Origin of the sequence: Methylobacterium sp. 17Sr1-1 (assembly GCF_003173775.1) — a bacterium.
In the GTDB taxonomy this organism is placed as follows: domain Bacteria; phylum Pseudomonadota; class Alphaproteobacteria; order Rhizobiales; family Beijerinckiaceae; genus Methylobacterium.
This window is the reverse complement of sequence record NZ_CP029552.1, coordinates 4,151,324-4,177,318: the sequence shown is the minus strand read 5'-3', so window position 1 is coordinate 4,177,318 and position 25,995 is coordinate 4,151,324. Positions and strand designations below refer to the sequence as shown.

General features: G+C 71.5%; 23 protein-coding genes. 16 read left to right on the top strand and 7 right to left on the bottom strand.

What is annotated here, in order from left to right:
- Window positions 1-6 precede the first annotated feature (6 nt).
- Both ccmB and ccmA read right to left on the bottom strand, forming a co-directional pair.
- Window positions 7-675, bottom strand: a complete 669-nt coding sequence (gene ccmB / locus DK412_RS18765; protein WP_109973181.1) for a heme exporter protein CcmB — start codon at window positions 673-675, stop codon at window positions 7-9.
- Window positions 675-1,322 (bottom strand): heme ABC exporter ATP-binding protein CcmA, encoded by a 648-nt coding sequence (gene ccmA / locus DK412_RS18760; RefSeq protein ID WP_109973180.1) that lies wholly within the window; start codon window positions 1,320-1,322, stop codon window positions 675-677. The genes ccmB and ccmA overlap by 1 nt, the downstream gene beginning before the upstream one ends.
- 392 nt (window positions 1,323-1,714) lie before the next feature.
- On the opposite strand from ccmA, the gene acnA reads away from it, so the two are divergent.
- The 9 genes from acnA to DK412_RS18715 all read left to right on the top strand — a co-directional run bounded on the left by acnA (window position 1,715) and on the right by DK412_RS18715 (window position 10,798).
- A complete protein-coding gene (gene acnA, locus DK412_RS18755) occupies window positions 1,715-4,414 on the top strand; it encodes an aconitate hydratase AcnA (RefSeq protein WP_109973179.1) in 2,700 nt (899 codons plus the stop codon).
- A gap of 143 nt (window positions 4,415-4,557) precedes the next feature.
- Window positions 4,558-4,863, top strand: a complete 306-nt coding sequence (locus DK412_RS18750; RefSeq protein WP_109973178.1) for a hypothetical protein — start codon at window positions 4,558-4,560, stop codon at window positions 4,861-4,863.
- 110 nt (window positions 4,864-4,973) lie between these two features.
- On the top strand, window positions 4,974-5,648 hold the full coding sequence (locus DK412_RS18745) for a metal ABC transporter permease (RefSeq protein WP_109973177.1): 675 nt from the start codon (window positions 4,974-4,976) through the stop codon (window positions 5,646-5,648).
- Between the two features lie 290 nt (window positions 5,649-5,938).
- On the top strand, window positions 5,939-6,151 hold the full coding sequence (locus DK412_RS18740) for a NepR family anti-sigma factor (RefSeq protein WP_109973176.1): 213 nt from the start codon (window positions 5,939-5,941) through the stop codon (window positions 6,149-6,151).
- A gap of 161 nt (window positions 6,152-6,312) precedes the next feature.
- Window positions 6,313-7,521, top strand: a complete 1,209-nt coding sequence (locus tag DK412_RS18735) for an alpha/beta hydrolase (RefSeq protein WP_109973175.1) — start codon at window positions 6,313-6,315, stop codon at window positions 7,519-7,521.
- Window positions 7,522-7,707: 186 nt separating this feature from the next.
- A complete protein-coding gene (locus DK412_RS18730; RefSeq protein WP_109973174.1) occupies window positions 7,708-8,313 on the top strand; it encodes a glutathione S-transferase in 606 nt (201 codons plus the stop codon).
- A gap of 237 nt (window positions 8,314-8,550) precedes the next feature.
- A complete protein-coding gene (locus DK412_RS18725) occupies window positions 8,551-8,757 on the top strand; it encodes a hypothetical protein (protein WP_109973173.1) in 207 nt (68 codons plus the stop codon).
- A 125-nt stretch (window positions 8,758-8,882) separates the two neighbouring features.
- Complete coding sequence (locus tag DK412_RS18720) at window positions 8,883-9,671, top strand: SDR family oxidoreductase (protein WP_109973172.1); 789 nt, start codon at window positions 8,883-8,885, stop codon at window positions 9,669-9,671.
- A gap of 239 nt (window positions 9,672-9,910) precedes the next feature.
- Entirely contained in the window at window positions 9,911-10,798 is an 888-nt protein-coding gene (locus tag DK412_RS18715; protein WP_109973171.1) for a DUF3313 domain-containing protein, read from the top strand.
- A gap of 30 nt (window positions 10,799-10,828) precedes the next feature.
- Here the strand turns inward: DK412_RS18715 and DK412_RS18710 are convergent, their stop codons facing one another.
- From DK412_RS18710 to DK412_RS18700, 4 genes are all read right to left on the bottom strand, one after another.
- On the bottom strand, window positions 10,829-11,320 hold the full coding sequence (locus DK412_RS18710; RefSeq protein WP_109973170.1) for a DUF2269 domain-containing protein: 492 nt from the start codon (window positions 11,318-11,320) through the stop codon (window positions 10,829-10,831).
- Between the two features lie 3 nt (window positions 11,321-11,323).
- On the bottom strand, window positions 11,324-11,500 hold the full coding sequence (locus DK412_RS31070; protein ID WP_245447080.1) for a DoxX-like family protein: 177 nt from the start codon (window positions 11,498-11,500) through the stop codon (window positions 11,324-11,326).
- Window positions 11,488-12,618, bottom strand: coding sequence for an NAD(P)H-binding protein (locus DK412_RS18705; RefSeq protein WP_245447079.1), 1,131 nt, complete (start codon window positions 12,616-12,618; stop codon window positions 11,488-11,490). Before DK412_RS18705 ends, DK412_RS31070 begins: the two co-directional genes overlap by 13 nt.
- A 166-nt stretch (window positions 12,619-12,784) precedes the next feature.
- Window positions 12,785-13,972, bottom strand: coding sequence for an amidinotransferase (locus tag DK412_RS18700; protein WP_109975364.1), 1,188 nt, complete (start codon window positions 13,970-13,972; stop codon window positions 12,785-12,787).
- Window positions 13,973-14,282: 310 nt separating this feature from the next.
- On the opposite strand from DK412_RS18700, the gene DK412_RS18695 reads away from it, so the two are divergent.
- From DK412_RS18695 to DK412_RS18670, 6 genes are all read left to right on the top strand, one after another.
- On the top strand, window positions 14,283-15,368 hold the full coding sequence (locus DK412_RS18695) for a lysylphosphatidylglycerol synthase domain-containing protein (RefSeq protein ID WP_109973169.1): 1,086 nt from the start codon (window positions 14,283-14,285) through the stop codon (window positions 15,366-15,368).
- A 4-nt stretch (window positions 15,369-15,372) separates the two neighbouring features.
- Window positions 15,373-16,026 (top strand): ABC transporter substrate-binding protein, encoded by a 654-nt coding sequence (locus tag DK412_RS18690; protein ID WP_204165397.1) that lies wholly within the window; start codon window positions 15,373-15,375, stop codon window positions 16,024-16,026.
- A gap of 148 nt (window positions 16,027-16,174) precedes the next feature.
- The gene (gene hpnI, locus DK412_RS18685; protein WP_109973168.1) at window positions 16,175-17,359 is read left to right on the top strand and encodes a bacteriohopanetetrol glucosamine biosynthesis glycosyltransferase HpnI; all 1,185 of its coding nucleotides are present in this window, start codon (window positions 16,175-16,177) and stop codon (window positions 17,357-17,359) included.
- Between the two features lie 77 nt (window positions 17,360-17,436).
- Window positions 17,437-18,873, top strand: coding sequence for a hopanoid biosynthesis associated radical SAM protein HpnJ (gene hpnJ, locus DK412_RS18680; protein WP_109975362.1), 1,437 nt, complete (start codon window positions 17,437-17,439; stop codon window positions 18,871-18,873).
- Between the two features lie 95 nt (window positions 18,874-18,968).
- Entirely contained in the window at window positions 18,969-19,829 is an 861-nt protein-coding gene (gene hpnK / locus DK412_RS18675; RefSeq protein WP_109975361.1) for a hopanoid biosynthesis-associated protein HpnK, read from the top strand.
- Window positions 19,830-19,896: 67 nt separating this feature from the next.
- Complete coding sequence (locus DK412_RS18670; RefSeq protein ID WP_162596243.1) at window positions 19,897-20,682, top strand: substrate-binding domain-containing protein; 786 nt, start codon at window positions 19,897-19,899, stop codon at window positions 20,680-20,682.
- Window positions 20,683-20,745: 63 nt separating this feature from the next.
- Here DK412_RS18670 and DK412_RS18665 read toward each other — a convergent pair whose 3' ends face one another.
- Window positions 20,746-24,348 carry an autotransporter domain-containing protein gene (locus DK412_RS18665; RefSeq protein ID WP_245447078.1) on the bottom strand — a complete coding sequence of 1,201 codons (3,603 nt, stop codon included), beginning with the start codon at window positions 24,346-24,348 and terminating at the stop codon, window positions 20,746-20,748.
- A 572-nt stretch (window positions 24,349-24,920) separates the two neighbouring features.
- Between DK412_RS18665 and DK412_RS18660 the strand changes: the two genes are divergently transcribed.
- Window positions 24,921-25,982: an HD domain-containing phosphohydrolase gene (locus DK412_RS18660; RefSeq protein ID WP_109973166.1), complete on the top strand. Its 1,062-nt coding sequence runs from the start codon at window positions 24,921-24,923 to the stop codon at window positions 25,980-25,982.
- Window positions 25,983-25,995 lie beyond the last annotated feature (13 nt).

Genomic DNA, 25,995 nt, shown 5'->3' with positions numbered 1-25,995 from the left:
CGACGCCTACTCGCCCCAGCGCAGCGCCGCCGCCGCCGCCAGCGTCCCCACCACGCCCGCCGTGAGGCTGAGCGCCGCCAGGATCGCCAGCGGCGTCGTGAACGGCACCGTGCCGACGAGCGCCGCATCCGCCGCCGAGACGCCGAAGATCAGGGTCGGCACCATCAGGGGCAGAACCACCACGGCGAGGATCAAGCCGCCGCGGCGGATCGAGGCGGTGAGCGCGGCGCCGACGGCGCCGATGAAGGTGAGCGCCGGGGTGCCGACCAGCAGCGTCAGGCTCGTCGCCGCCATGCCGGTGGGGCTGAGCGCGACGAGGAGCCCGAACAGGGGTGTGGCGAGCGCCAGCGGCAGGCCGGTGGTGAGCCAGTGCGCCGTGACCTTGGCGAGCACCAGGAGTTCCAGCGGCGCGGGCGCGCCGGAGAGGAGGTCGAGGGAGCCGTCCTCCTCGTCGGCCTGGAACAGCCGGTCGAGGCCGATCAAGGTCGCCAGCACCGCGGCGATCCACAGGATGCCGGGCCCGATCCGGGCGAGCAGGTTGAGGTCGGGCCCGAGGCCGAACGGCACCAGGGCGACGATCATCAGGAAGAACACCAGGGACAGGGCCCCCGAGCCGCCGATGCGGCCGGCGAGACGCAGGTCGCGGGCGACCACGGCCAGGAAGGCGCGGCCCATCAGAACGCCTCCGCGAAGGGATCGGCCGCGATCTCGGACCGGCCGGTGCGGAACGCCTCGACGGAGAGGTCCCGGGCCGTCTCGAGCCCGAGCGCCTGGTGGGTGGCCGCGACGACGAGGCCGCCTTGCGCCAGATGCTCGCGCATCAGCCCGGCCAGCGCCCCTTGCGAGGCCACGTCGAGGGCGGCGGTCGGCTCGTCGAGGAGCCAGAGCGGCCGGCGGCACACGAGGAGCCGGGCGAGGGCCACGCGCCGGCGCTGCCCCGCCGAGAGATAGGCCACCGGCAGGCCCGCCGCGTGGGCGAGGCCGAGGCGGGCGAGCGCCGCGCGGGGCCCGAGGTCGGCGTCGCCCAGGAGGTCGCGGGCGAAGGCGAGGTTCTCCTCCGCGGTCAGCGCGCCTTTCAGCCCGTCGCGGTGGCCGACGACGTGGAGGCATTCCGGGATCGTGCGCTCGCCCACCTCCTCGGCGACGAGGCGCCCGGCCTCCGGCCGCAGCCGCCCGGCGAGGATCGCGAGCAGCGACGACTTGCCGGCGCCGTTGCGGCCGGTGACGGTCAGCGCTTCACCGGCCTCCAGGGTGAAGGAGAGCCCGGAGAAGATCCGGCGGCCGGAGCGCCGGCAGGCGAGGTCCTCGGCGATCAGGCGCAAGGGCGGGATCCGAAGGCAGGGGGTGGGAGGGCGGGGGGCTGTCGGCGAGCGGAGGCGAATGCCCGCGTTTACGCTATGCCCGTCCCGGCGAGAATGCGTGAATCCGCGGCCACCAGACCCGTAGCGGCCAGTTTCGAAGTGTTCTATACGCAGTCCCGGCTGCGCCGCGCGACCTTCAGAGGCGTCCAAACCGTCCTTCGCGCATCCCAGTCCGGGCACCCCCGGGGCGGCGCGCGCACCGTCCGATTCTCGGCCGCAAGGCGAGGGCGGGCGGCACACGGGTCTTCCCTGCGTCAGCCAGGGTCGAATCCGCAGCGCATCCGGCCGAACACTTCTGAGTGGCGCAGGTCCTGCCTGTGCCGTGTTCGACAACCCCTCGCGAGGACCACGCCGTGGCATCCATCGACAGCTTCAAGGCCCGCCAGACCATCCAGGCCGGCGCGAAGACCTACACCATCTACTCCATCCCCGAGGCCGAGAAGAACGGCCTGCCGGATGCGAGCCGCCTGCCCTTCTCGATGAAGGTGCTGCTCGAGAACCTGCTCCGCTACGAGGACGACCGCTCGGTCAAGAAGGCCGACATCGAGGCCGTGGTCGGCTGGCTGGAGAACCGCGGCAAGACCGAGGTCGAGATCGCCTTCCGCCCCGCCCGCGTGCTGATGCAGGACTTCACCGGCGTGCCGGCGGTGGTCGATCTCGCGGCGATGCGCGACGCCATGGTGGCGCTCGGCGGCGACCCGCAGAAGATCAACCCGCTCGTCCCGGTCGACCTCGTCATCGACCACTCGGTCATCGTCGACGAGTTCGGCACCCCGAAGGCGCTCGCCGACAACGTCGCGCTGGAATACGAGCGCAACGGCGAGCGCTACACCTTCCTGAAGTGGGGCCAGTCGGCCTTCGACAATTTTTCCGTCGTGCCCCCGGGCACCGGCATCTGCCACCAGGTCAACCTCGAGTACCTGTCGCAGACCGTCTGGACCAAGCCCTTCGAAGGCCATGAGGTCGCCTACCCGGATTCGCTCGTCGGCACCGACTCGCACACCACGATGGTCAACGGCCTGGCCGTGCTGGGCTGGGGCGTCGGCGGCATCGAGGCCGAGGCCGCGATGCTCGGCCAGCCGCTGTCGATGCTGATCCCCGAGGTCGTCGGCTTCAAGCTGTCGGGCAAGCTGCCCGAGGGCACCACCGCCACCGACCTCGTGCTCACCGTCACGCAGATGCTGCGCAAGAAGGGCGTGGTCGGCAAGTTCGTGGAGTTCTACGGCCCGGGCCTCGACGACATGTCGGTCGCCGACCGCGCCACGATCTCCAACATGGCGCCCGAATACGGCGCGACCTGCGGCTTCTTCCCCGTCGACCAGAAGACCATCGACTTCCTGAAGGTCACCGGCCGCGCCGACGACCGCATCGCCCTCGTCGAGGCCTACGCCAAGGCGCAGGGCATGTGGCGCGACGCCCAGACCCCGGACCCGGTCTTCACCGACACGCTCGAACTCGACATGGGCGACGTGAAGCCCTCGCTCGCCGGGCCGAAGCGTCCCCAGGACCGCGTGCTCCTCAATGGCGCGAAGCCCGGCTTCGCCCAGTCGATGGAGACCGAGTTCAAGAAGGCGGCCGACATCGCCAAGCGCTACCCGGTCGAGGGCGCGAACTTCGACATCGGCCACGGCGACGTGGTGATCGCGGCGATCACGAGCTGCACCAACACCTCGAACCCGAGCGTGATGATCGGCGCCGGCCTGCTCGCCCGCAACGCCGTCGCCAAGGGCCTGCGCTCGAAGCCGTGGGTGAAGACCTCGCTCGCCCCCGGCTCTCAGGTCGTCGCGGAGTACCTCGACAAGGCCGGCCTGCAGCCGAGCCTCGACGCGCTGGGCTTCAACCTCGTCGGCTTCGGCTGCACCACCTGCATCGGCAATTCGGGCCCGCTGCCGGCGGCCATCTCGAAGTCGATCAACGACAACGACGTCGTCGCCGCCGCGGTGCTCTCGGGCAACCGCAACTTCGAGGGCCGGGTGAACCCCGACGTGCGGGCGAACTACCTCGCCTCGCCGCCGCTCGTCGTCGCCTACGCGCTCGCCGGCTCGATGCAGATCGACATCACCTCCGAGCCCCTCGGCACCGGCTCGGACGGCAAGCCCGTCTACCTGAAGGACATCTGGCCCTCGACCGCCGAGGTGCAGGAGTTCATCGAGGCCAACATCACCTCGACCCTGTTCAAGTCGCGCTACGCCGACGTGTTCGGCGGTGACCAGAACTGGAAGAACGTCGAGGTCACGGAGGCCGAGACCTTCGCGTGGAACGGCGGCTCGACCTACGTCCAGAACCCGCCCTACTTCGTCGGGATGGAGAAGACCCCGAAGCCGGTGGAGGACGTGGTCAATGCCCGCATCCTCGGCCTGTTCCTCGACTCGATCACCACCGACCACATCTCGCCGGCCGGCAACATCCGGGCGGCGTCTCCGGCGGGCCACTACCTGCAGGAGCACCAGGTCCGGGTGCAGGACTTCAACCAGTACGGCACCCGCCGCGGCAACCACGAAGTCATGATGCGGGGCACCTTCGCCAACATCCGCATCAAGAACCAGATGGTGAGGGACGAGTCCGGCTCCGTGGTCGAGGGCGGCTACACCCTCTACCAGCCGTCGGGCGAGCGGATGTTCATCTACGACGCGGCGATGCGCTACGAGCAGGAGGGCACCCCGCTGGTGGTGTTCGCCGGCAAGGAGTACGGCACCGGCTCGTCGCGCGACTGGGCGGCGAAGGGCACCAAGCTGCTGGGCGTCCGCGCCGTGATCGCCGAGAGCTTCGAGCGCATCCATCGCTCGAACCTCGTCGGCATGGGCGTGGTGCCGCTGGTGTTCCAGGGCGACACGTCCTGGGCCTCGCTCGGCCTGAAGGGCGACGAGACCGTGACGATCGAGGGCCTGGCCGGCGAGCTGAAGCCGCGCCAGACGCTCACCGCCAAGATCACCTCGGCCGACGGCTCGGTGAAGGAGGTCCCGCTGACCTGCCGCATCGATACGCTCGACGAGCTCGAGTACTTCCGCAACGGCGGCATCCTTCCTTACGTCCTGCGCCAGCTCGCAGCGTAAGGATTGGTCCTCTCCCCTCGGATGAATCCGGAGGGAGAGGTTCAAAAGACCCGGGAGCCCGTGACAGGCTCCGGGGGAGCCGCCACATGACGGGGGCCTTTCCGGCGGGAAGGGCCCCCGTCCCATTCTCGGGAGAGCTTGCGATGAGCCCGGACGACAAGATCAACGGCCTGACCACGCTCTCGGCCCGCCACGGCGAGATGATCGCCCGGCTCTCCGAGGCGCAATCGGACGTCGCCGCCAAGCAGGTGGCTTTGCAGATGGCGGTGCGCTTCGTCGCCGGCATCCTGCGCGGCGTCGATTCAGACCATTACCGCCACCAGCTCGGCGGCTTCCTCGCCATGCTGGAGGACGCGCTGACCCGCGAGGACCCGGATTCCGACCTCGCCCGGCGGGTGCTCGACACCGTCAAGGCGACCCTGGAGCCGGAGGAGGACGAGGACGCGTGAGGCGGCCTCGCGCGATCACTTGTGCGCGAGACGATGGCCGGCACCGGGGGTGCGGACCATAACAGCCGGGGCTTCCTCGCATCCCGAGCCCTGACTCCCCCGGAGCTTTCATGACCATCCTCAGGACGATCGCGGCCGCTGGCCTGACCTTGGCGTCAAGCGTCGCCGCCCTGGCCGCGCCGCAGGTCGAGCGCCTGCGCGGCACGATCGAGCGCGTCGAGGCGGACGCCGTCACCATCCGCACCCGCGCCGGCGCGACCGAGACGATCCGCCTCGGCGCCGGCACCCGGGTGTCGCAGCTGGCGCCGGCGAGCCTCGACCAGGTCAAGGACGGCAGCTTCATCGGCACCGCCGCCAAGGCCGGCGACAAACCCGGCGATCCGCCGGTCGCCCTCGAAGTGCTGATCTTCCCCGAGGCCCTGCGCGGCGCCGGCGAGGGCCACTACCCCTGGGACCGGCTGCCGGACAGTTCCGGCACAGGCCCGGTCGAAACGAGCATGACCAACGGCACGGTCAGGGCGCCCGAGGTCGAGACCAGCATGACCAACGGCACCGTCGCGGGCGGTGTCGGCGTCGGCAACGGCCGCACCATCACGGTCTCGTACAAGGGCCAGAGCCTGGCCGTCGCGGTGCCGCCGGGCACCCCGGTGGTGATGCTGGAGCCGGCCGACCGGGCGGTGCTGGTGCCGGGCGCCAAGATCTTCGCCTCGGCTGTGCGCGACGGCGATCGGTTCGAGGCGCGCAGCATCTCGGTCGGCAAGGACGGCCTGACGCCACCGATGTAAGACGGGATCGGATCCTCGATCACGGCCATGGTTAACGGGGGTTAACCCACGCGAATCACGACGAGAACGGGTCCGGCCCCGGGCGGAAACGCTCGGGGCTGCACCTGTTCCATGTGTGTGCCCGAAAATCGGGCGCAACTGCCCCCCGGGAAGCGCGTTGTCCAGGGCAAGCCGGGGATCCGGCGCCGGAAATCAACCTCAAGTCGTCGAGCTGCCCGGCGCCAGTCAGCGTCGCAGATCCCACCCCTTTTTCCTGACGGAGCCGGGACCCCCGTTCCCGTAATCGCGCCATGAAGATGATTCCGAGCAATCACGCCGCGAGCTTCGGCCAGACGCACCCGACCGCGTCGTCCCTGGCCGACGCGTTGCTGCTCGCCAAGCTCGGACACGACTTGCGGGCGATGTACACCGACGTGACCGACGAGCCGGTGCCGCAGGAACTCGACGCCCTGATCGGCCGGCTGCACGTCGTACTCGGCGACGAGCCGGAGGGGCGGGGCTAGCTCCGGCCCGAACTCCGTCCTGCTCTCCCGCGGATTGGAGCATGACTGTACCACGGAAGCGACAAGCCACAGAACGGTGACGCTCCCCGCGCGATCACGCCTTGAGTGCGGGCGCGAAACAGTGTGGGGTGCGCCTCCCGAGCCGTCAGCCCCCCAGCCTCATGCCATCGCTCTCCCGCACCCGCCTCGCCCTTCCGCTCGCCCTCGCCCTCGCGGCGTTCGGGGCTGCGCCCGGCGCGGGGGCCGCCACGCCGCCCGCCCAGCCGAAGGAGGGGCCGGGAGGCCAGGCCTACGCCGCCGCGAGCGTGGTGAAGCGGGCGCTCGGTCGGGCCGGCGCGGTGACGCTCGCCTATTACGGCAACGGCGCGGCGCCGGCGCAGGGGCGGCCGGTGGCGGTGATGCTGCACGCCTGGGGCGCGGTGAATCCGCAGGCCTACGGCGCCTGGATCGAGCATCTGGCGCGCTCGGGCTATCTCGTGCTGTTCCCGCGCTTCCAGGAGGTGGGCCGCACGCGGCCGGTGGACGCGAGCGGCCTCGCCGCGACCCTGGTCAAGGACGCGCTCGCCGAACTCGCCGGCGACCAGGAGGCCAAGCCCGATACGGGCCGGGTGGCGTTCATCGGCCACCTCGCCGGCGTGCCGCTGGCGGCGAACCTCGCGGCCCACGCCAAGGAAACCGGGCTGCCGGTGCCGCGGCTGATCTTCGGCGCGATGCCGGGCGGCATCGCCCGGGACGACAAGGCCCGGGGCATCGCGCTCCACGACCTCAACGCCATCGACCCCGCCACACTGATCGTCACGGTGATCGGCGACCGGGACGCCCGCGCCGCCGACATCGCCGCGAGGCGGGTGATGCGGGAGGCGAGCGCCGTGCCGGTCGACCACAAGCTGATGGTCCGCGCCCTCTCCGACGACCACGGCTTCCCGGCGCTCTCGGCGACCCTCGCCGCGCCGGCCGGCGGCAACCCGGCCTACGATGTCGGCCAGCTGAAGCTGCCGACCCCCGACCCGAAGCAGAAGCCGGCCCCGTTCAAATGGTCGGCCGACATGACCCTCACCGGCGAGCAGACCGTCCTGGTCGGGCAGATCAACGCCGCGGGCACCGACAGCCTCGACTACCTCGCCTTCTGGAAGACCTTCGACATGGCGGCGGCCGCCGCGTTCTCGGGCCAGAACGCCGCGAGCCTGAAGAGCAACCCGCGCTTCATCGACATGGAGCGCTGGAGCGACGGCTGGCCGGTGCGCCGCCTCAGCCTCGAGACCCCGCGCCCGCCGGCTCCGGCGAAGCCCGCGGCGGCCGGTGCCGCGCCGCCGGCCCCGGCCGCGCAGAAGCCCTCCGCGAAGCCGGCAGCGGCCGGGCGGGGGCAGTGAGCAAGGCGCCGGATCGGGAGCCGAAACGCGTCGAGACCACGGATTCATCCCATCTGCGCCTTCATCCTGAGGTGCGAGCTTTGCTCGCCTCGAAGGAGGCCTCCTTCGAGGCGGCTGCCAGCAGCAGCACCTCAGGATGAGGTCGCGATTGGGATCGTATAAGATAAAATGACAGGAGGAAGTCCCATGAAGCTCTTCTACGCCAAGACCTCGCCCTTCGTCCGCAAGGTGCTGGTCGTCGCCCACGAACTTGGATTGTTCGAGCGCCTGGAGCTGCTGCCGGCGGCCGCCCATCCGATCAACCGCGACGCCAACATCCGGGCGCAGAACCCGCTGGCGCAGGTGCCGACCCTGATCCTCGACGACGGCACGGCGCTCGCCGACAGCCGGGTGATCTGCGAGTACCTCGACCACCTCGGACAGGGCGGCTTTTTCCCGGCCCCGGGCCCGGCGCGGTGGGCGGCGCTCACCGCGCAATCGACCGGCGACGGCCTGCTCGATGCGGCCCTGCTCTGCGTCTACGAGACCCGGGTGCGTCAGGAGAACGAGCGCTCGCCGGCCTGGGTCGGCGGTCAGCGGGAGAAGATCGTCGACGCGCTGGCGCGGATCGAGGCGGCGGCGCCCGGCCTCGGCGAGCGGGTCGACATCGCCAGCATCACGTATGGCTGCGCCCTCGGCTACCTCGACCTGCGCCTGCCCGACCTCGGCTGGCGCGAGCGCGCTCCGGCCGCGGCGGCGTGGTACGCGGGCTTCGGCGAGCGCCCGTCGATGCAGACGACCCGGCCGGAGTGATGCCATAGCCGGAAGGGATCCTCCGGCCATGGCAACGCGAGCCCGCGCGGCGGAGCCTCAAGGCTTTACACGCTTGAGCGATGCGAAATCCGGAGTGAGGGCGGCTCTGGCGCGCCTCTTGCTCCCTCTCGGGACAGATCGGCCCCGGACAAGCTTGCCCGGGTCTCATGGTCGCGCCGCGTTCCGCCGGCCGGCGGGATGACGCGGCGGCTTCCTCGTCCGTGGGGTCTCTCGCTCATGAACGACTTCGTCGCACTCCTCCTCGCCGCCCTGACCTTCTGCCTCGGCTACTGGGCCGCCGGCCTCGTCGTCCGCTTCGCCGTGCGGCACGAGCTCGGCCACGTCCATCTGGGGGAGGGAAGCCTGGCCCAGCTCTGCCTCGCCCTGGCGGTCGCGGTCACGGCCTGGCGCTTCACCAGGAGGGCCGGTCCCGCCGGCGCCTGATCCCGGGCGCCGGACCATCCGCGGGGTGCGTCATCCATGCGGGCGGCGTCTGGCCGCCCTGCTTCGCCGCCCGTTGCGCGGCGCGGGCCTTTTGCGAGTCTCCGTCGAGGACGGAGGCTCGGGCCATGTCGACACGCCTGCTGAAGAAGACCGCGATCGTGTTCGGGGCGGGCTCCGCCGGCACCGGCTGGGGCAACGGCAAGGCGGTGGCGGTCGCCTTCGCCCGGGAGGGTGCCCGGGTGATCTGCGTCGATCGCGGCCTCGCCGCCGCCGAGGAGACGGCGCAGCTCATCGCCGAGGAGGGCAACGAGGCCGTGGCGCTCTGCGCCGACGTCACCGATTACGACGCGGTGGCGGGTGCGGTGGCGCTCGGCGAGAGCCGCTTCGGCCGCATCGACATCCTGCACAACAATGTCGGCCTGCCGGAGGCCGGCGGCCCGGAGGATCTGGACGAGGAGACCTGGCGGCGGGCGATCGAGGTCAATGTCGGCGGCGTCTGGCGCACCTGCAAGGCGGTGCTGCCGGGGATGCGGGCCCGGCGCTCGGGCGCGGTGGTCAACATCTCGTCGGTCGCCTCCCGCCGCTGGACCGGCACCCCGGCCTTCGCCTACGCGGCCGCCAAGGCGGCGGTGAACCAGGCGACGGTATCGGTGGCGATGCAGTATGCCCGCGACGGCATCCGGGCGAACGCGATCCTGCCGGGCCTCCTCGACACGACGCTGGCCGACGAGTGCCGGGGCGCCGGCACCCCGGAATCCGGCCGTGACCGCCGGGTGCCCCTCGGCCGCCTCGGCGAGGCTTGGGACATCGCCCACGCGGCGGTGTTCCTCGCCTCCGACGAGGCCCGCTTCATCACCGGCGTGTGCCTGCCGGTCGATGGCGGCCAGAGCTGCAGCATGGCGGCGCTCGCCTGACCGGTCCCGGTGGGGTCCTGCCCCACGGAAACAATGTGGCCGAAGCGTTACAGCTCGGGCCGAAGCGCGCGTTCCGGCCAAGCTCGACTTCCCCCCTCTCGCGGCGAAGGTTAGGCTCAAACGCATAACGGCGCGGCGAGTCCGGATGGGCCCGCCCTTGCGCCGCCGGGAGCCGGCCTCCGGGAGCCTTCGTCGGGCTCCCGTGGGTGCGGCTTCGCGCGATCCGGGAAAGCGACCGAATGCGGACGACCATCAAGGCTGCCTTGAACGCGCGGGCCGCCCGCCGCGTCGCGGCCGTGACGACCCTGGCGCTGCTCGCGGGCTGCGCCACGCCGGTTCTGACCCAGACCGGCCTGCTGACCCGCTACGATCACCTGACGCCGAGCGAGGCGACCGCCACCAAGTCGCGGATCTTCATCGACAAGGCGGCGATGGCCCGGGTGCGGACCGTCCGCATCATCCCCACCGCCTTCACCGCCGCCGTCTCCGGCCCGGGCGTGACCGAGCAGGAGCGCCGGGTCGTCGCCAACGCCGCCGACCGGGCGCTCTGCTACGAGCTGTCGCTGCGCTACGACGTGGTCTCCTCCGGCCCGGCCGACCTGACCGTGCGGGCCAACATCACCCGCGCCGGCCTCACCAATGTGCCGGCCTCCGGCGTCGCGGTCGGCGCCTCGGCGGCGATCACGATCGCCGCGCAGGTCGGCGTCGGCTTCGCCGACACGATCGGCAAGGTGCCGGTGCCGCGCCTGCCGATCGGGCTCGGCGACCTCACGGTGGAGGCCGAGGCCCTCGACGCCCGCCGCCAGCAGCGCGCCGCGATGGTGTGGGCCGGGGGCGCCAACTCCTTCACCAACCAGGCCCGGTTCTCCCCGGTCGCCGACATCTACGACCTCGCCGGCGATTTCGGCCAGGATTTCGGCTCGTACCTCACCACCGGCGTGGACCCGTTCGAGTCCGAGCTCACCATCCCGACCTACGAGCGCATCCGCGTGACGATGCTCGGCGAGATGCCCCGCGATCCCGACTGCCAGGCCTTCGGCCGGGCGCCGGGCATCGACGGCATCGTCGGCGACTCGTTCGGCCTGCCGCCGGACTGGACCGACAAGGGTCCGACGGCCGGGCGGTAGCAGGGCCAGGCGGTTCAGACGAGAGAGGGCTCAGCCCAGAGAGGGTTTGGCGGTCATCAGCCAGAGGATCGCCAGCATCGCCGCGAAGGCCGGCCAGCCGCAGGCGAACCAGATCCGGAAGAGCCGGTCATAGGCCAACGGCAGCGGCCGCCCTGCCGCGGCGGCCGCCCGCGCCAGGTCGCGCATCCGCAGCTGGATCGCCACCACTGGCAGCCAGAACAGGCCGACGACGCCATAGAGCGCGATCGAGGCGAGGAGCCAGCCCTCGCCGAGCGGCCAGCCGACGCGATGGGCAAGCGCCAGGCCGGTCAGCGGCTGCGCCACGGCGGCGGTCGCCGTGAACAGAGCGTCGGCGATCACCACGGTGCCTGAGACATGCGCGACGAGGCCTGCATCGCGGGTGCGGTGCGCCACCAGCATGAAGAAGGCGATGCCGGCGCCGGTGCCGAACAGCACCGTCGCGCCGATCACGTGCAGCCAGCGCAACAGTTCGGTCCAAGGAATGAGGTCGATCCACGGCATCGCTCAGCGTTCCGCGGCGAGCGCCAGCGCGACCAGCGCCAGGAGCGCTGCGGGCAGCGTCTTCACGTAAGGACCGAGCGGATCGGCCCAGAGGTCGGGAGCGAGCACCGTCCCGGCCGCCAGATAGGCCAGCGTGCCGCCGATCATCGCCAATGCGGCGAGCGGCATCAGGCGCCGCACCAGCATCGCGCCCCGAGGACGAGATCGAGGACGATGCCGCCCGCGACCGCCGCCTGGGCAGAGGCCGCGCCGACACCGCGCTCCGTCAGCACCGCCGCCGCCGCGTCGAACCGCAGGAGCCCGACGAGGCCCGAGACGATCCAGAACAGGGCGAGGCCGCCGACGATCACCGGCTTCAGGAGCCAGAGCCGGCCGAACCAGCTTTCCTGCACCGTGGACGGCAGGCGGCGCAGGCTGGCGCGCAAGCCCGTCGCGCGCGGCCCGCCGGCTCGGCGCCAGGGTTCGGGATCGCCGGTCACGCCCTCGGTGACCTGGACGAGGGCGGTGCTGCGCAGCGGCGAGCGCCAGCCGAGCCGGCCAAGCCCGTCGCAGATCGCCACCACCGGCCGCACGAGGAGGCGCGGCACCGCGACGACCGGGGCCGGCTCGTGGCCGAGCCAGGCCCTGAACGCCGCCGCCACGTCGCCCAAGCCGTGGGCTTCGTCCTCGACGAGGTCGTAGGCTGCCCGGGCCGCGACCCGTCCCTCCAGGCCGAGGCGGACGGCCTCGGCGACGTCGTCCACGTGCACGGTCTGGATCGGGCCGGCGCCGCCGACCACGGCCAAGACCAGCGGTGTGGAGGCGAGCGCCCGCAGGAAGGCGGTCCCGCCATAGGCGGTGGGGGCGAGCACGAGGCCGGGACGCAGGATGATCCAGTCGAGGTCGAGCTGGCCCAAGGCGGCATCGGCCGCGGCCTTGGTGCGCATGAAGGCGGTCCGCGCGTCGGGCATGGCGCCGACGGCCGAGACCTGCACGACCCGCCGGAGCCTGGCTTCGGCGCAGGCGCGGAACAGGGCCCGCATGGCGGTGTCCTGGACGGCGCGTACGTCGTCGCGGGGTCCGTCCTGCAGCGCGCCGGCGCAGTTCACCACCGCGTCGCAGCCGGCGATCAGCGGATGCCACGCCGCGGGCTCGCGCAAGGTCGCGATGTCGCGCTCGATCCAGGTCGCCTCGGGGAAGCGGCGCCGCGCGCCTCTTGTGTCGCGCCCGAGGCTGACCACCGCGTGACCGGCCTCGATCAGGCGCACGAGCACGGCGGAGCCGATCAGGCCGTAGCCGCCGAGTACCAGGATCCTCATCGGGCGACGGCCTTCGGGTGGCGGACGGCTCTGCGCCGACCTCCTCCATGACCGGCCGATCGTAACGAAACCGCGAACGGGATCGGGGCATCGTCCCGGGATCCGCTGGGCGGTCCCGGGACGATGCGGGCGTTCTCGAACGCCTCCGGCGCCTAAGTCGCTCGTCCTAGAAGTACGACTTCAGCGGGCCGCGCCGGCGCACGTCGAGCGTGGCGCAGTGGAACGAGCCGCCGAACGGTCCGTAGGACAGGAAGGGCGTCGGGATCGGGTCGAAGCCCCAATCCTTGAGCGCCTTGATTAGCGTCGGCTGGCTCGCATCGACCACGATCTTCTTCTCGTCGATGGCGAGCACGTTGATCGAGGTCCAGGGCGAGCACATCGAGATCTTGCTCATGAAGCCCTCGACGGGGTCGGGGCGGGGCGCGATCAGCACGTCCCACTTCTTGAGCACCGCCGGCAGCTTCTCGACGTCGATGTAGTCGGGGTTGACCAGCACCTTGCCGGGGGCGAGCGGCATGAACGACGAGTCGATGTGCATCGGCTGCGGGCAGCGGCTCTCGATCTCGTGGATGCGGAAGCCCGGGCCGAGGTGGCGGCGCAGCCACTCGATGCCCATCAGGTTCGTCACGTTCGAGCGGGTGACGAACAGGTCGCGGCCGCAGCGCACGAAGTCGGCCGCGTCGAAGACGGGCTCGAACTCGTTCACCGTGAACTGCATCGGCTCGCCGGCCTTCAGGTTCGGCACCCGGTAGTCGTAGTTGTAGAGCTCGTCGGTGAGCTGCGGCCGCGGCGCCGAGGTCCAGCGCGCGCCGGCCCGGAAATACTCCTTGAACAGCGAGCGGTAGGCGTCGCCCTCGAAGTAGCGCGAGCGCCAGCACATCGGGCTCTCGATGATCTCGTCGCCGATCACCAGGTACGGGTCGCGCGGGCAGGCGACGCAGAAGCCGCGCGACGACCAGCGCGGGGCGCGGAACTTCTTCGAGAAGTCCACGGAGTCCGGACGGCGGATCTTCACGCCCTCGCCGGCCAGGATCTTGATGAAGCCGTCGAGCTCCTGCTGGGCGAGCTTCTTCATGAAGCCGGGATATTTCCAGCCCGAGGCGAGCCGGTAGAACGGCTGGGCGGCCCGCGGCAGGTTGAAGATCACCGTCAGGTGGTGGGTCGGGATCGTGGCGCCGTCGAGCGAGCCGACGATCACCTCCTCCAGCGGATCCCACTCGTTCCAGGCCATCACCGGCGATTGCGGCGCCGGCGCCCGGCCGGGCGCGTCGCCCCCGAAGGCCGTCAGGTCATGCGCGGCGGCCTCGTCGAGCGCGCCACCGCGCTCGGCCTCGAAGGTCGTCTCCCGATCCATGCTGTTCATCCCTTGGCGGCCGTCACGAGCGGCCTTCTTTCGCGGTTCCGGCCCCCGCCGGCCGAATCGGGGCGGGGAGGACGATGCGCCGTAATGTAGGCTTGCGGCATTGCTTGGGCGGCGGTGCTTTGGGCTGGCCCGCCGCGCCGGTGATGGATGCCGGTTTCGCCGGCACTGTGTCCGGCCGGTGATAGACAGCGCCCATCAAAGCTGCAACGTGCCGGGATGCAACGGCGCTGCTTTGTTTCGACTCCGTTGCCGGAATGGCGCGCCCCCTGAGGGCCGCTGCCGCTGCGACAGAAAGAGGGTCATGAAGCGACTGACGACACTGGGCCTGATCGCCGGCCTCTGCACCGTGATCGGCCTGTTCGTCTCCTCGGGGCCGGAGGCGGTCGCGGCGGCCCTGTGGGCGTCCGGCTGGGGCGCCGTGCTGGTCGTGGTGGCGCGCTTCGTCGCCGTCGCCTGGGCGGGTCTCGGCTGGTGGGTGGTGTTTCCCCGCGGCGAGAGGCCGCTGCTGCGGGCCTGCGTCAGCGTGCGCTTCGTGCGAGAGGGCATCAACACGCTCCTGCCCGTGGCGCAGGTCGGCGGCGACCTGATCGGCGCCCGGCTGCTGACGCGCGAGCGGGTGTCCGGCGCCCTGTCGGGCGCCTCCACCCTCGTCGACCTGATGGTCCAGGCGCTGACCCAGTTCCTGTTCACGCTGGCCGGCCTCGGCATCCTGGTGGCGCTGGGCGGCGACGGGCCGATCGTGCACTACGTGGGCCTCGGCCTCGTGGTGGCGGCGCCGGCCCTCGTGGCGTTCTACCTGGTGCAGCGCCGCTTCGGGCAGAGCCTGCTCCAGGCGGCGATCAACCGCTTCGCCGGGGGGCGCGAGTGGCGCATCTTCGGCGCGGTCGACGTGATGTTCGAGCGCCTGCGCGGCCTCTACGCCGCCCGCGGCCGCATTCTCACCGCCATCGGCACGCATCTGTTCGGCTGGATCATCGGCACCTTCGAGGTCTGGATCGCGCTCCGCTTCATGGGCTACGAGGTCGGCTTCCTCGAGGCGATCGTGATCGAGAGCCTGGCGCAAGCCGTGCGCGGCGCGGCCTTCGCGGTGCCGGGCGCGCTCGGGGCCCAGGAGGGCGGCCTGATCGCGCTCTGCGCCGTGTTCGGCATCCCGGCCGAGGCGGCTTTGGCCCTCTCGCTGATCAAGCGCCTGGCCGACCTCGCCGTCGGGCTGCCGAGCCTGATGCTGTGGCACGCCATGGAGAACGAGGCCGACCCGGGCCGTCCGGCGGCCGGGATCGGCGCGGCCCTGCGGGCATGGATGCGCCCGCGCGACACCCAGCTGCGTCAGGCGCCGATGCCTGCTTACGGCTACGCCGCGGCGCCCGCCGACGGCAAAGGAGAGTGACCTGGTGCAGACCCGACGCGAGACCCTGCGCAGCCTGACGATCGCCGGCCTCCTCACGGCGGCGCTGCCGACCCTGGCCCAAACTCCCGCCGCTGCCCCCGCGGCCGGGGAGGGCGATCCGGCGGTCGCGACCGTGCGGCGCATGACCGACGCCCTCGAGGCCGCGCTCAAGGCCGGCGACGTGCGTGCCCGGGCCGAGACCCTGTCCGGCCCGATGAAGGAGTCGTTCGACCTGCCGGCGATGCTGCGCCTCGGCGTCGGCACCCGCTGGAAGGACATCCCGGCCGACAAGCAGCAAGCCCTGGTCACCGCCTTCGAGGCCTATCTCCCGGCGACCTACGCCACGCGGCTCAGCGCCGCGACGGGCAGCAAATTCGCCATCGACCCGAAGAGCGAGCCGCGCGGCAACGGCCATATCGTCCACGTCACGGTGACCGACGGCAGCGGCGACACCTCGCCGGTCGATTACGTGCTGAACGCCGAGAACCGGATCACCGACGTCTACCTCCAGGGCACGGTGAGCGAGGCCGGCACCCTGCGCACCGGCTTCTCCGAGCCGCTGCAGGAGGGCGGGGCCGACGGTCTGCTCGCCCATCTGCGGAAGTCCACCGAGACGATGCTGGCGGCGCCGGCACCGAAGGCCCCGGCGGCCAAGTAGCCCGCCGGGTCGCCTGCCAAGTCGTCTGCCGGCCCGTGACGGCCGGCGGTCACGAAGTGCTTACCCTCCGCCCGCACCCTCAACCCACAACACAGCCCGCCGCGCGCCTGCCGCGCGGCCAACTCCTCCCAGGGATCGCCGCCACGCCATGGAATGGACCTGGATCTCCGCCCTCCTGCTCGTCCTGGCGCTCGCCGGATGCGTGTACGGCCTGACGACCGCCTGGCTCGCCGGGCGCCTCGCCGGGCAGCCGGTGCCGCGCCTCGCGCCCGACGCGCCCCGCCCCTCCGTGACCCTGCTCAAGCCGCTCTGCGGCGACGAGCCGAACCTGCACCACAACCTCACCACCTTCTGCGCCCAGGCCTATGCGGGCGCCGTCCAGGTGGTGTTCGGGGTGCAGAACGCCGCCGATCCGGCGATCGCCGTGGTGCACCGGCTCCAGGCCGAGCACCCCGAGTTGCGCATCGACCTGGTGATCGACGCCCGCCAGCACGGCGCGAACCGCAAGGTCTCGAACCTGATCAACATGGCGGGGCTGATCGCCCACGACGTCGTGGTGCTGGCCGACAGCGACATGGTGGTGGCGCCCGACTACCTCGAGCGCATCGTCGCGGAGCTCGCCCGCCCCGGCGTGTCCGGCGTCACCTGCCTCTATCACGGCGTGCCGGCGAATGGCGGCGTCTGGGCGCATCTCTCGGCGCTCGCCATCGACACGCAGTTCCTGCCCAACGTCCTGATGGGCACGGGCCTCGGCCTCGCCGATCCGTGCTTCGGCTCCACCATCGCGTTCCGCACCGAGGTGCTCGCCCGCATCGGCGGCTTCGAGGCGATCCGCGACGATCTCGCCGACGACTACACCCTCGGGGCGGCGCTCCGCGCTGAAGGAGGCATCGTGGCGATCCCGAACTTCACCATCGGGCATACCTGCGTCGACACCTCGCTCGCCGGCCTGTGGCGCCACGAGACCCGGTGGAACCGCACCATCCGCAACGTCGATCCGGCCGGCTACGCCGGCACGCTCGTCACCCACGCCTTCCCGCTGGCGCTGATCGCCGCGCTCCTGCCCGATTCGGGCGCCTACACGCTCGCCACCGCGGCGCTCGCGCTCGCCTGCCGGATCGTGCTGTGCGTGCGGGTCGAGCGGGCCTTCGGTCTCGAGCCGCATCCCTACTGGCTCCTGCCGATCCGCGACCTCCTGTCCTTCGCCGGCTTCGCCTGGTGCTTCATGTCCGGTGCCGTGACTTGGAAAGGTCATGATTATCGGGTCGTTGCGGACGGTACGCTGATCCCGGAATCCGGCCTCGCCCGCGAGTCCGGCGCTCCCTCGACTTAAAGACACCTCATCGGGCCGCCCGGCGGCCTCACCGGCCGTGACCGCGGCTTCCTGCTCAAGAGACGATTCCCCCGATGATGCGGACCCTCTTCCTCCAGGCCCCCACCTTCGACGGCTTCGACGGCGGCGCCGGCTCGCGCTACCAGGCCAAGCGCGAGATCAAGTCGTTCTGGTACCCGACCTGGCTCGCCCAGCCGGCGGCGCTCGTGCCGAACTCCAAGCTGATCGACGCGCCGCCGCACGACATCAAGCTGCCGGAGATCGTCGCCCAGGCCAACGACTTCGACCTCGTGGTGCTGCACACCTCGGTGCCGTCGTTCAAGTCGGACGTGAAGACGATCGAGGCGCTGAAGGCGGCCAACCCGAAGCTGATCGCCGGCCTGATCGGCGCCAAGGTCGCGGTGGACGCCGCCGGCGCCATGGCCCAGGCCCCCGCGGTCGATTTCTGCGCCCGCAACGAGTTCGACTTCACCGTCAAGGAGGTCGCCGACGGCGTGCCGATGGCGGAGATCAAGGGTCTCTCCTATCGCGACGCCGACGGTGTCGTGGTCCACAACCCGGACCGCGAGATCATGACCGACATGGACCAGCTGCCGTTCGTGACCTCGGTCTACAAGCGCGACCTGCAGATGGAGAAGTACTTCATCGGCTACCTGAAGCACCCCTACATCTCGTTCTATTCGGGCCGGGGCTGCAAGTCGCGCTGCACCTTCTGCCTGTGGCCGCAGACGGTCGGCGGCCACACCTACCGCACCCGCTCGGTCGCGCACGTGATCGAGGAGATCAAGTACTGCCTGAAGGAGTTCCCGCAGACCAAGGAGTTCTTCTTCGACGACGACACCTTCACCGACAACCTCCCGCGCGCGGAGGAGATCGCCCGCGAGCTCGGCAAGCTCGGCGTGACCTGGTCGTGCAACGCCAAGGCCAACGTGCCGCGCGAGACCCTGAAGGTGCTCAAGGAGAACGGCCTGCGCCTGCTGCTGGTCGGCTACGAGTCCGGCAACCAGCAGATCCTGCACAACATCAAGAAGGGCATGAGGGTCGAGGTCGCGGAGAAGTTCACGCAGGATTGCCACGATCTCGGCATCGCGATCCACGGCACCTTCATCCTCGGCCTGCCCGGCGAGACCAAGGAGACGATCCAGGAGACGATCGCCTTCGCCAAGCGGATCAACCCGCACACCATCCAGGTCTCGCTCGCAGCGCCCTACCCGGGCACCTTCCTGTACAAGCAGGCCGTGGAGAACGGCTGGCTCGACAAGGACAACGCCGAGCTGGTCGACGAGAACGGCGTGCAGATCGCGCCGCTGCATTACCCGCACCTGTCCCACACCGAGATCTTCAACTCGGTGGAGGAGTTCTACAAGAAATTCTACTTCCGCGCCCCGAAGATCGCCTCGATCGTCAGCGAGATGGTGCGCTCGCCCGACATGATGAAGCGCCGCCTGCGCGAGGGCGTCGAGTTCTGGCACTTCCTGCGCGAGCGCCAGGGCGTCGCCAAGAAGGCGGCGTAAGCTCTTAAGACCGACGATCCCGTACAAGCGGGCGCGAGCCTCCCCGTCCGGCCGGACGGGGAGGCTCTTTCGCATCGCGAGACATGAAGCCGACCATGACCACGCCCGTGCCCCGCAAGTGCCTCGTCGTCACCTCGGACGATTTCGGCCTGTCGCCCCAGGTCAACGCGGCGGTGGAGCAGGCCCATCGCCATGGCATCCTCACCGCCGCGAGCCTGATGGTGTCGGCGCCCGGCGCTGCCGACGCGCTGGCGCGGGCGCAGGCGATGCCGTCCCTGCGGGTCGGCCTGCACCTCGTGATGGTCGAGGCCTGGCCGACCCTGCCGGCGGCGCAGTTGCCCGACCTCACCGACGGCGCCGGGCTGATGCGGGCCGACCAGGCGCGGCTCGGGCTCGATCTCGCCCTCAAGCCCCGCGCCCGCCGCCAGCTCGAGGCCGAGATCCGGGCCCAGTTCGAGGCCTTCCGGACGACCGGGCTGCCCCTCGACCACGTCAACGCGCACAAGCACTTCCACATCCACCCGATCATCGCCGGCATGGTGCTGCGGGTCGGGCGCGACTACGGCATGCGGGCGATCCGGGTGCCGCGCGAGCCGCGCGACACCTTGCGTCGCGCCGAGCCCGGGGCGCGCCCTAGCCTCGCCCTCGACACCGCGCCGTGGTCGGCGCTGCTGCGCGCCCGGGCCCGGCGCGCCGGGCTCCTGGTCCCGGACCACGTGCTCGGCCTCGCCTGGTCGGGGGAGATGACGCCCGTCCGGGTCCAAGCCCTGCTGGGCCAACTGCCGAACGGGCTGACCGAGCTCTACCTGCACCCCGCCACCGAGGGCGGCTTTCCCGGCGAGGCACCTGGCTACGCCTATGCGCAGGAACTCGCCGCCCTGGTGGCGCCCGCGAGCCGGGCGGCGCTGGCGGCCTCCGGCGCCGTCACCGGCGGCTTCTCGGATTTCGCTCGCTGAACGGAGACCGGGTCGGCTACCGAGGGGCGGGGCCGGGCACGCGGCCCGTTCTCCGGGAGCCTCCTGCATGCGCCGCGTCACGATTCCGATCCGCGCCTTGCGCCGCGTCGGTACCGTCTGCCTCGTCCTCGCCCTGGTCGCCCCCGCGCGGGCGGCCGAGATCACGCTGCTGACCACCGGCGCCTACAAGCCCGTCGCGGCCGCCCTGGTGCCGGATTTCGAGCGGCGCACCGGCCACACGGTCACGATCCGCAACGACACCGCCGGGGCGGTGGCGCAGGCGATCCGCGACGGGGCGCGGCCCGACCTCGTGGTGCTGACCCCGGGCGGCTTCGAGGCGCTGATCCGGGAGCAGCGCCTCGCCGGCGGGCCGCCGGTGCCGCTCGCGAAGGTCGGCATCGGCGTCGCGGTCCGCGACGGCGCGCCGCTCCCCGACATCGCCACGGTGGCGGGTTTTCGCGAGGCGCTCCTGCGGGCGCGGGCCGTCGCGATGGTCGATCCGGCCTCCGGCGGGTCGAGCGGGATCTACCTCGCGCAGCTCTTCGCGCGCCTCGGCATCGCCGACGCCATGAAGGGCAAGCTCGTCCTCGTGCGCGGGGGGCTGGCCGCCGCGCGCCTCGTCACGGGCGAGGCCGACCTCGCGCTCCAGCAGACGAGCGAGCTCTTGGCGGTCGCGGGCGCCCGTCTCGTCGGCCCGATCCCCGCGGAAGTGCAGAACTACACCGTCTATGCCGGGATGGTCCCGGCGGGGGCGGCGGAGCCAGAGGCCGCGTCCGCGCTCCTGCGCGACCTCGCCGGCCCGCAGGCCGCCCCGGTCCTGGCGGGGAAGGGCATGGTGCCGCCGGGCCCGTGACCTTTCCGGGCCGACAGACGAAGGGCGCGGCTCGTGTGCCGCGCCCCCTTCATGTCGGGGCGATCAGAACCGGTAGGTGAAGGTGCCCTTCACCGCGTGGTCCTCCGCCCGCGAGCCGACCTGGCCGGTATACGACACGCCGAGCGTCGCCGCCGAGGATACCCGCAGGTCCACCCCCGCCGAGGCGATCAGCGCGTCCCGGGTGATCGGGATGCCGGCCGTCACGAAGCTCGGGCCGGTACCGAAGGCCAGCACCGCCGTCGGGATCACGTCCCCGAACGCCCGCCGGTAGCCGACGAGGCCGTGCAGCGACACCGGGGCTCCGAAGCCCAGATCCACCTCGGTCCGACCCCGCACGCCCGCCGTCAGCGTCGGGATCTCCGACAGCCGCGACGCGCCGGTCAGGGCCGCGACGCCGCCGGTCTCGGCGAACCGGTCCCGGTCGATGCCAACGTAAGCCCCGCCCACGAACGGCTCGATATACGAGGGGGTAATCGGCGCCGCTCTGCCGAGAACGCCCGCGCCGAGCGCGATCCGGTAGCCGATCTCGCCGAAGCCCTGCACCACGGAGCCGCCGTAGCGCGCACTCTCCGTCTCCGAGACGCCGGGGAAGACCACGCTGCGGCGCAGCCGCAGGCTGGTATCGGCGTAGGAAGCGCCGAGCCGCAGGGCGAACGGCCCGGCCTCGTAGCCGCCATAGACGCCGCCGAAGCCGCCCTCGATCGTGCCGCTCGCGGTGCGGCCGGGGCTGTCGAGGCTCGTGCTGGTATAGCCGCCGGCCACGCCGAGCTTGATCCCGTTCTCCAGCCGCACGTCGGCACCGAGCACGAAGCCGGCGGTGTCGCGGTCGAGCGTCACCGCGTTGCCGTCCGTCCTCGCCCGGCCGAAGCTGCCGAAGCCCTGGCCCCACAGGCCGAACACCCGGGGATCGAGCACCCGCACCGGCACCGGGGCGATCGGCGCGGCGCGGCCGGGCAGGTCGGCGGTGTAGGTGGCCGGCAGGCTGCCGTAATCGCGGGTGGCGTCGCCGGCCCAGCGCAGGCGGTCGAGGATGGCCTCGCGCACGAAGAAGGCGGTCTCGTAGGAGGCCGAGACCGAGCTGGCATGGATGTCGCCGGTGAGCGCCTGGAAGGCGGTGACGGCCTCCGGCGTGGTGAGCCCGACGGTGCGACCGTAGAGGCCGCTGCCCGCGCCGGCCCCCTCGATGGCACCGGCGACGGCGGCCTGGTTGCGGGTCTGGGCGATGGCGGCGAAGGGGGTGTCGTTGCGGGTCAGCGTGAGGTCGACCTGCGTCGGCTGGTAGCGCAGCGTCGGGGTGAGGAAGGCGAGGTTGGAGGAGACACCCCCGAAGGTGCCCGACACGCCGGTATTGGCGGACAGGATGGTGTACCGGGTGCGCGGGTCGTAAGCGCCGTTTTGCGCCAGCACCTGGACGGTGCCGCCCTGGAGCGTGGCGGTGCCGGTGGCCGAAAGGCGGTCGGCCTGGCCGCTCGCGTTGGTCTCGACCTGGAAGGTGGAGCCTGCCGCCAAGGTGGCGTTGCCGGCCACCGTCAGGGTTCCGATGGAATTGCCGGGGGCAACGGTCGATCCGGACTGCGCCACGACCCCGCCGACCACGCCGGTGCCGCCGAGGCCGGCACCCTGGCCGACGGTGACGACCGAGCCGGCGAGCGACCCGTTCACCGCGAGGCGCCCGCCGAGGATTGCCGTCGCGCCGGTGAGGCTGCTCTGACCGGTGAGGCTCAAGGTGCCGGCGTTGAGCTTGGTCAGGCTGCCGGTCCCGGAGAGGGCATTGGCCATGCCGGCATCGCTCGCCTGGTCGAGGACCAGGCTGGCGTCGTTGCGGATCGCGCCCGACCCGAAGGCCTGGGCGTGGCCGACCAGCGTGCCGCCCGAGACGGTGGTGCCGCCCGCATACGTGTTGGTGCCGGTGAGCACCAGGGTGCCGGTGCCGGCCTTGGTGAGCGAGCCCGATCCCGCGATGTCGTTGCGCCAGGTGTCGAAGGCCGAATACCCGCCCTGCGCGGCGTCCATGGTGACGGTGACGTTGCGGGCGAAGGCGCCGTAGCCGTCGAAGGCGGCGTAGAGGTTGAGCCGGCCCCAGCCGTCATAGGTGTTGCCGCCGAGCACGGGGATGCCGGAGGGCAGGCCGGTGCTCGCCAGCACCTCTGTGCGCTGCGCGTCGGTGAGGTAGGGGAAGCGAGTGAGCAGCAGCACCTGCGCCTGGAGCGGCACGTCGGCGGTGGTCATCGGCGTGACCGTGCCGCCCGGCTGGAAGCCGTAGGTCAGGCGGGCGGTGTAATCCGCCTTGTTCTGCGCCGCGTTGCCGAAGGCGTCGCCGCTGCCGGAGGCCGCGTTGAGGCAGGCGGTGACGCTCGACGCGCCGCAAGCGGAGGCCAGGTAGGACTGCGTCTGCCGGTAGGCCTGGTAGACCCCGTAGGCCGTCGTGTTCGCCGGGTTCGTCCAGTCGACCCGGTTGCCGCTCGCGTCGTAGAGCGCGCCGTAGAGGTTGGTGGCGACGATCGCCGAGGATTCGATCCGGCCGCCCATCACGTCGAAGGGCGAGTGCATGCCGGCGAGGACCCGGTTGTTGCCGAGCTCCGAGGCCCGGGTCAGGAGCTGCTGGCCCCGCTGCGGCACCAGGAAGGCGGTGGCGAGCGCCTGAAGATATCCCGAATTGGTGTGGCCGCTCGGATAGGCGCCGTCGGCGTAGGGGTTGGTGCTGTTGACGATCGGCTGCAGCAGGGTCGGGACGGCGACCGCGGTCGAGACCCGGTAGGGCCGCGGCGAGGTGCCGATGCCCGGCACGAAGTCGCCGACGCCGAAGGTCGCCGGAGTGAAGACGCCGCCCGAGAAGGTGCCGACATTCGGCGCGGTGAGCGGCCGGCCGCCATTGGCGTCGATCATCGCCTGCGTGACGGTGAAGCCGCGCACCCATTGCGCCGTCGTGCCGTAGACCGCCGGCACGGAAAAGTTCGACAGGTAGGTCGGCACCACCAGGCCCGCGGTGTCGCGGGTCGTGAGGCCGGCCTTGTTCGCCGTCGCGCTGTAGGTGTTGAAGCGGGCGTCGAGCGGGTCGATCGCCGGGTTGGCGCCCTGGTAGCGGGCGAAGATCCGCTTGGCCGGCTCGGTCGAGGCGTTGGCGCGGGCAATGGTGTTGATGAAGTCGACGGCGCTCGCCAGCGGCGTCGCGGTGCCGTTGCCGAAGCTCGTCACCCCCGCATTGGCGTTGTTGCCGGTGTTGATGTTTGCTGCGTAATCGGCGAGCGTCGTATTGACGTAGCTCGTCGGCGTCAGGCTGGTCGGCGCCGTGCCGGTGAACGAGGCGCCCGCCCCGGTGAGGTAGGACGAGGTCAGCGGCCCGAGGCCGTTGAGGATGCTGTAGGCCTGGCCGGTACGGTCGTCGTGGATCGCCGCCAGGGTCTGCGCGTCGGTCCGCCCCTGCGTCAGGGTGACGACGGTCTGGTAGTTCCGGGTCAGCGCCGCCGGGTCGCCCGTGAGGAGCCCGGCATAGGAATCGAGCACGCGGTTCATCACCGTGCCCGGATTGACCGAGGTGCTGTTGGCGAATCCCACCGGCGGCGAGGTCGGCACGCCTTGCGCCCACGCATCGGCCGGGAAAAGACAGGTCGCCGCCAGCAGCGCGGCGCTGAGTTTCGGATTCATGAGCCCCTCGAATATACTTTTGCCGTTCGGGGTCGGCGCCTAGCTTGGCCGTATGAAGGGCCGATGACGGGATAAGGACGGATACGCTGGGGAAACGCGGTCCGGCCGTCGAGGTGACGCCCTGTGTTCCGGAGATGACGGTCCGTGCACGACCCCTCCGAACGAGGCTTCGACAGTCGAGGGGAACAGCACTCCGTGCCGGCATCGCCGCACGGACGGGTTGCAGGCGGGCGTCCCTGCGACGGGCCCTTCCGCGCGCCGCACCGCTGTCGCCCGACCGCTGCGAGGACCCTTCCCCAGGGTCATCCACGGGTCTGGCGCAAGTGTCGTCAGGTTGTGCCGAACAACTTCCGGCGGTACGGTCCGGATGCACTGGAGCTGGCTGCGCAGGCGGGTCCCGACGATGCGAGGAGGGACGTTCGGCCGGTCGCGAACGCGGACGATGGCTGGTTTTGTTTCCTGCCTGTCGTCACTTCACTCCGGCCGGTGCTCTTCTTCGTAAGCATTTATTCGGGACTAGACGCGTATTCGATAGGCGCAGTGGAGGCCGTGCGGCCGCCGGGAGGGACGCGATGCCCGACGAGAGGACCTTCGTCCTCGTGACCGACAGGCCGGACCGCAGCGCCGCGATCAGCGCGGCCCTGCGGGGAATCGGGATCTGCGACGTCGTCGGACCCGAGGAGACGTGGCGGGACCGGCGGGCGCTGGCAGGGGTCATCTCCGACCTGACGCTGTCGCGGCCGGAGGCCGATTATTGCCTGCGCGCCCTCCAACGCCGTTTCGCCAACCGCCACCTGCCGGTGGTCTGCCTCCTGCGCAAGGCGACCCAGGAAGCCCTGCGCCACGCCAAGACCCTCGGGGCGACGGTGTGCATGCCGGCCTACGTGCCGCCCGAGACGATCGTGGCGGCCCTGGCCAACCAGGTCGGGATCATGGCCGGCCAGGCCGAGCAGGCGGTGAGCCAGGGCGTGGTCCGGGCCGGAGAGGCGCTGACCGGCCTGATGGCCGAGACCCGGGCCGGCCAGCCGGTCCGCATCGGCGCCGTCGAGGCCGGGCTCGGCCCGATCCTCACCGCGGTGCAGGAGGGCGGCCTCGCCCGCTGGCTCGACACGGTCTGGACCCATGACGACGCCACCTACCAGCACTGCCTGCTGGTGGCCGGCCTCGCCGCCCAATTCGCCCTGCATCTCGGCTTCCGCTACGAGGACCAGTTCCACTTCGTGCGCGCCGCGCTGATCCACGACGTCGGCAAGGCCCGCATCCCCCTCGAGATCCTCAACAAGCCCGGCCGTCTGGATCCGGACGAGCTGGCGGTGATGCGCACCCACGCGGCGATCGGCCACGAGGTCCTGTGGGCGGGCGGCGAGCGCGACCCGGTCACCCTCGCGGTGGTGCGCCACCATCACGAGATGCTCGACGGCTCGGGCTATCCCGACGGCCTCGTCGGCGGTGAGATCGGCGACATGGTCCGCCTTCTCACCATCTGCGACATCTACGCCGCCCTGACCGAGCGCCGCCCCTACAAGCCGCCGATGCCGATGGCCGACGCGATGGCGATCCTCGCCGCCATGGACGGCAAGCTGGAGGCGCGGCTGGTGGAGTCCTTCGGCGAGGCGATGAAGGCGGCGGTCTGAGCGCCGGCTGCGC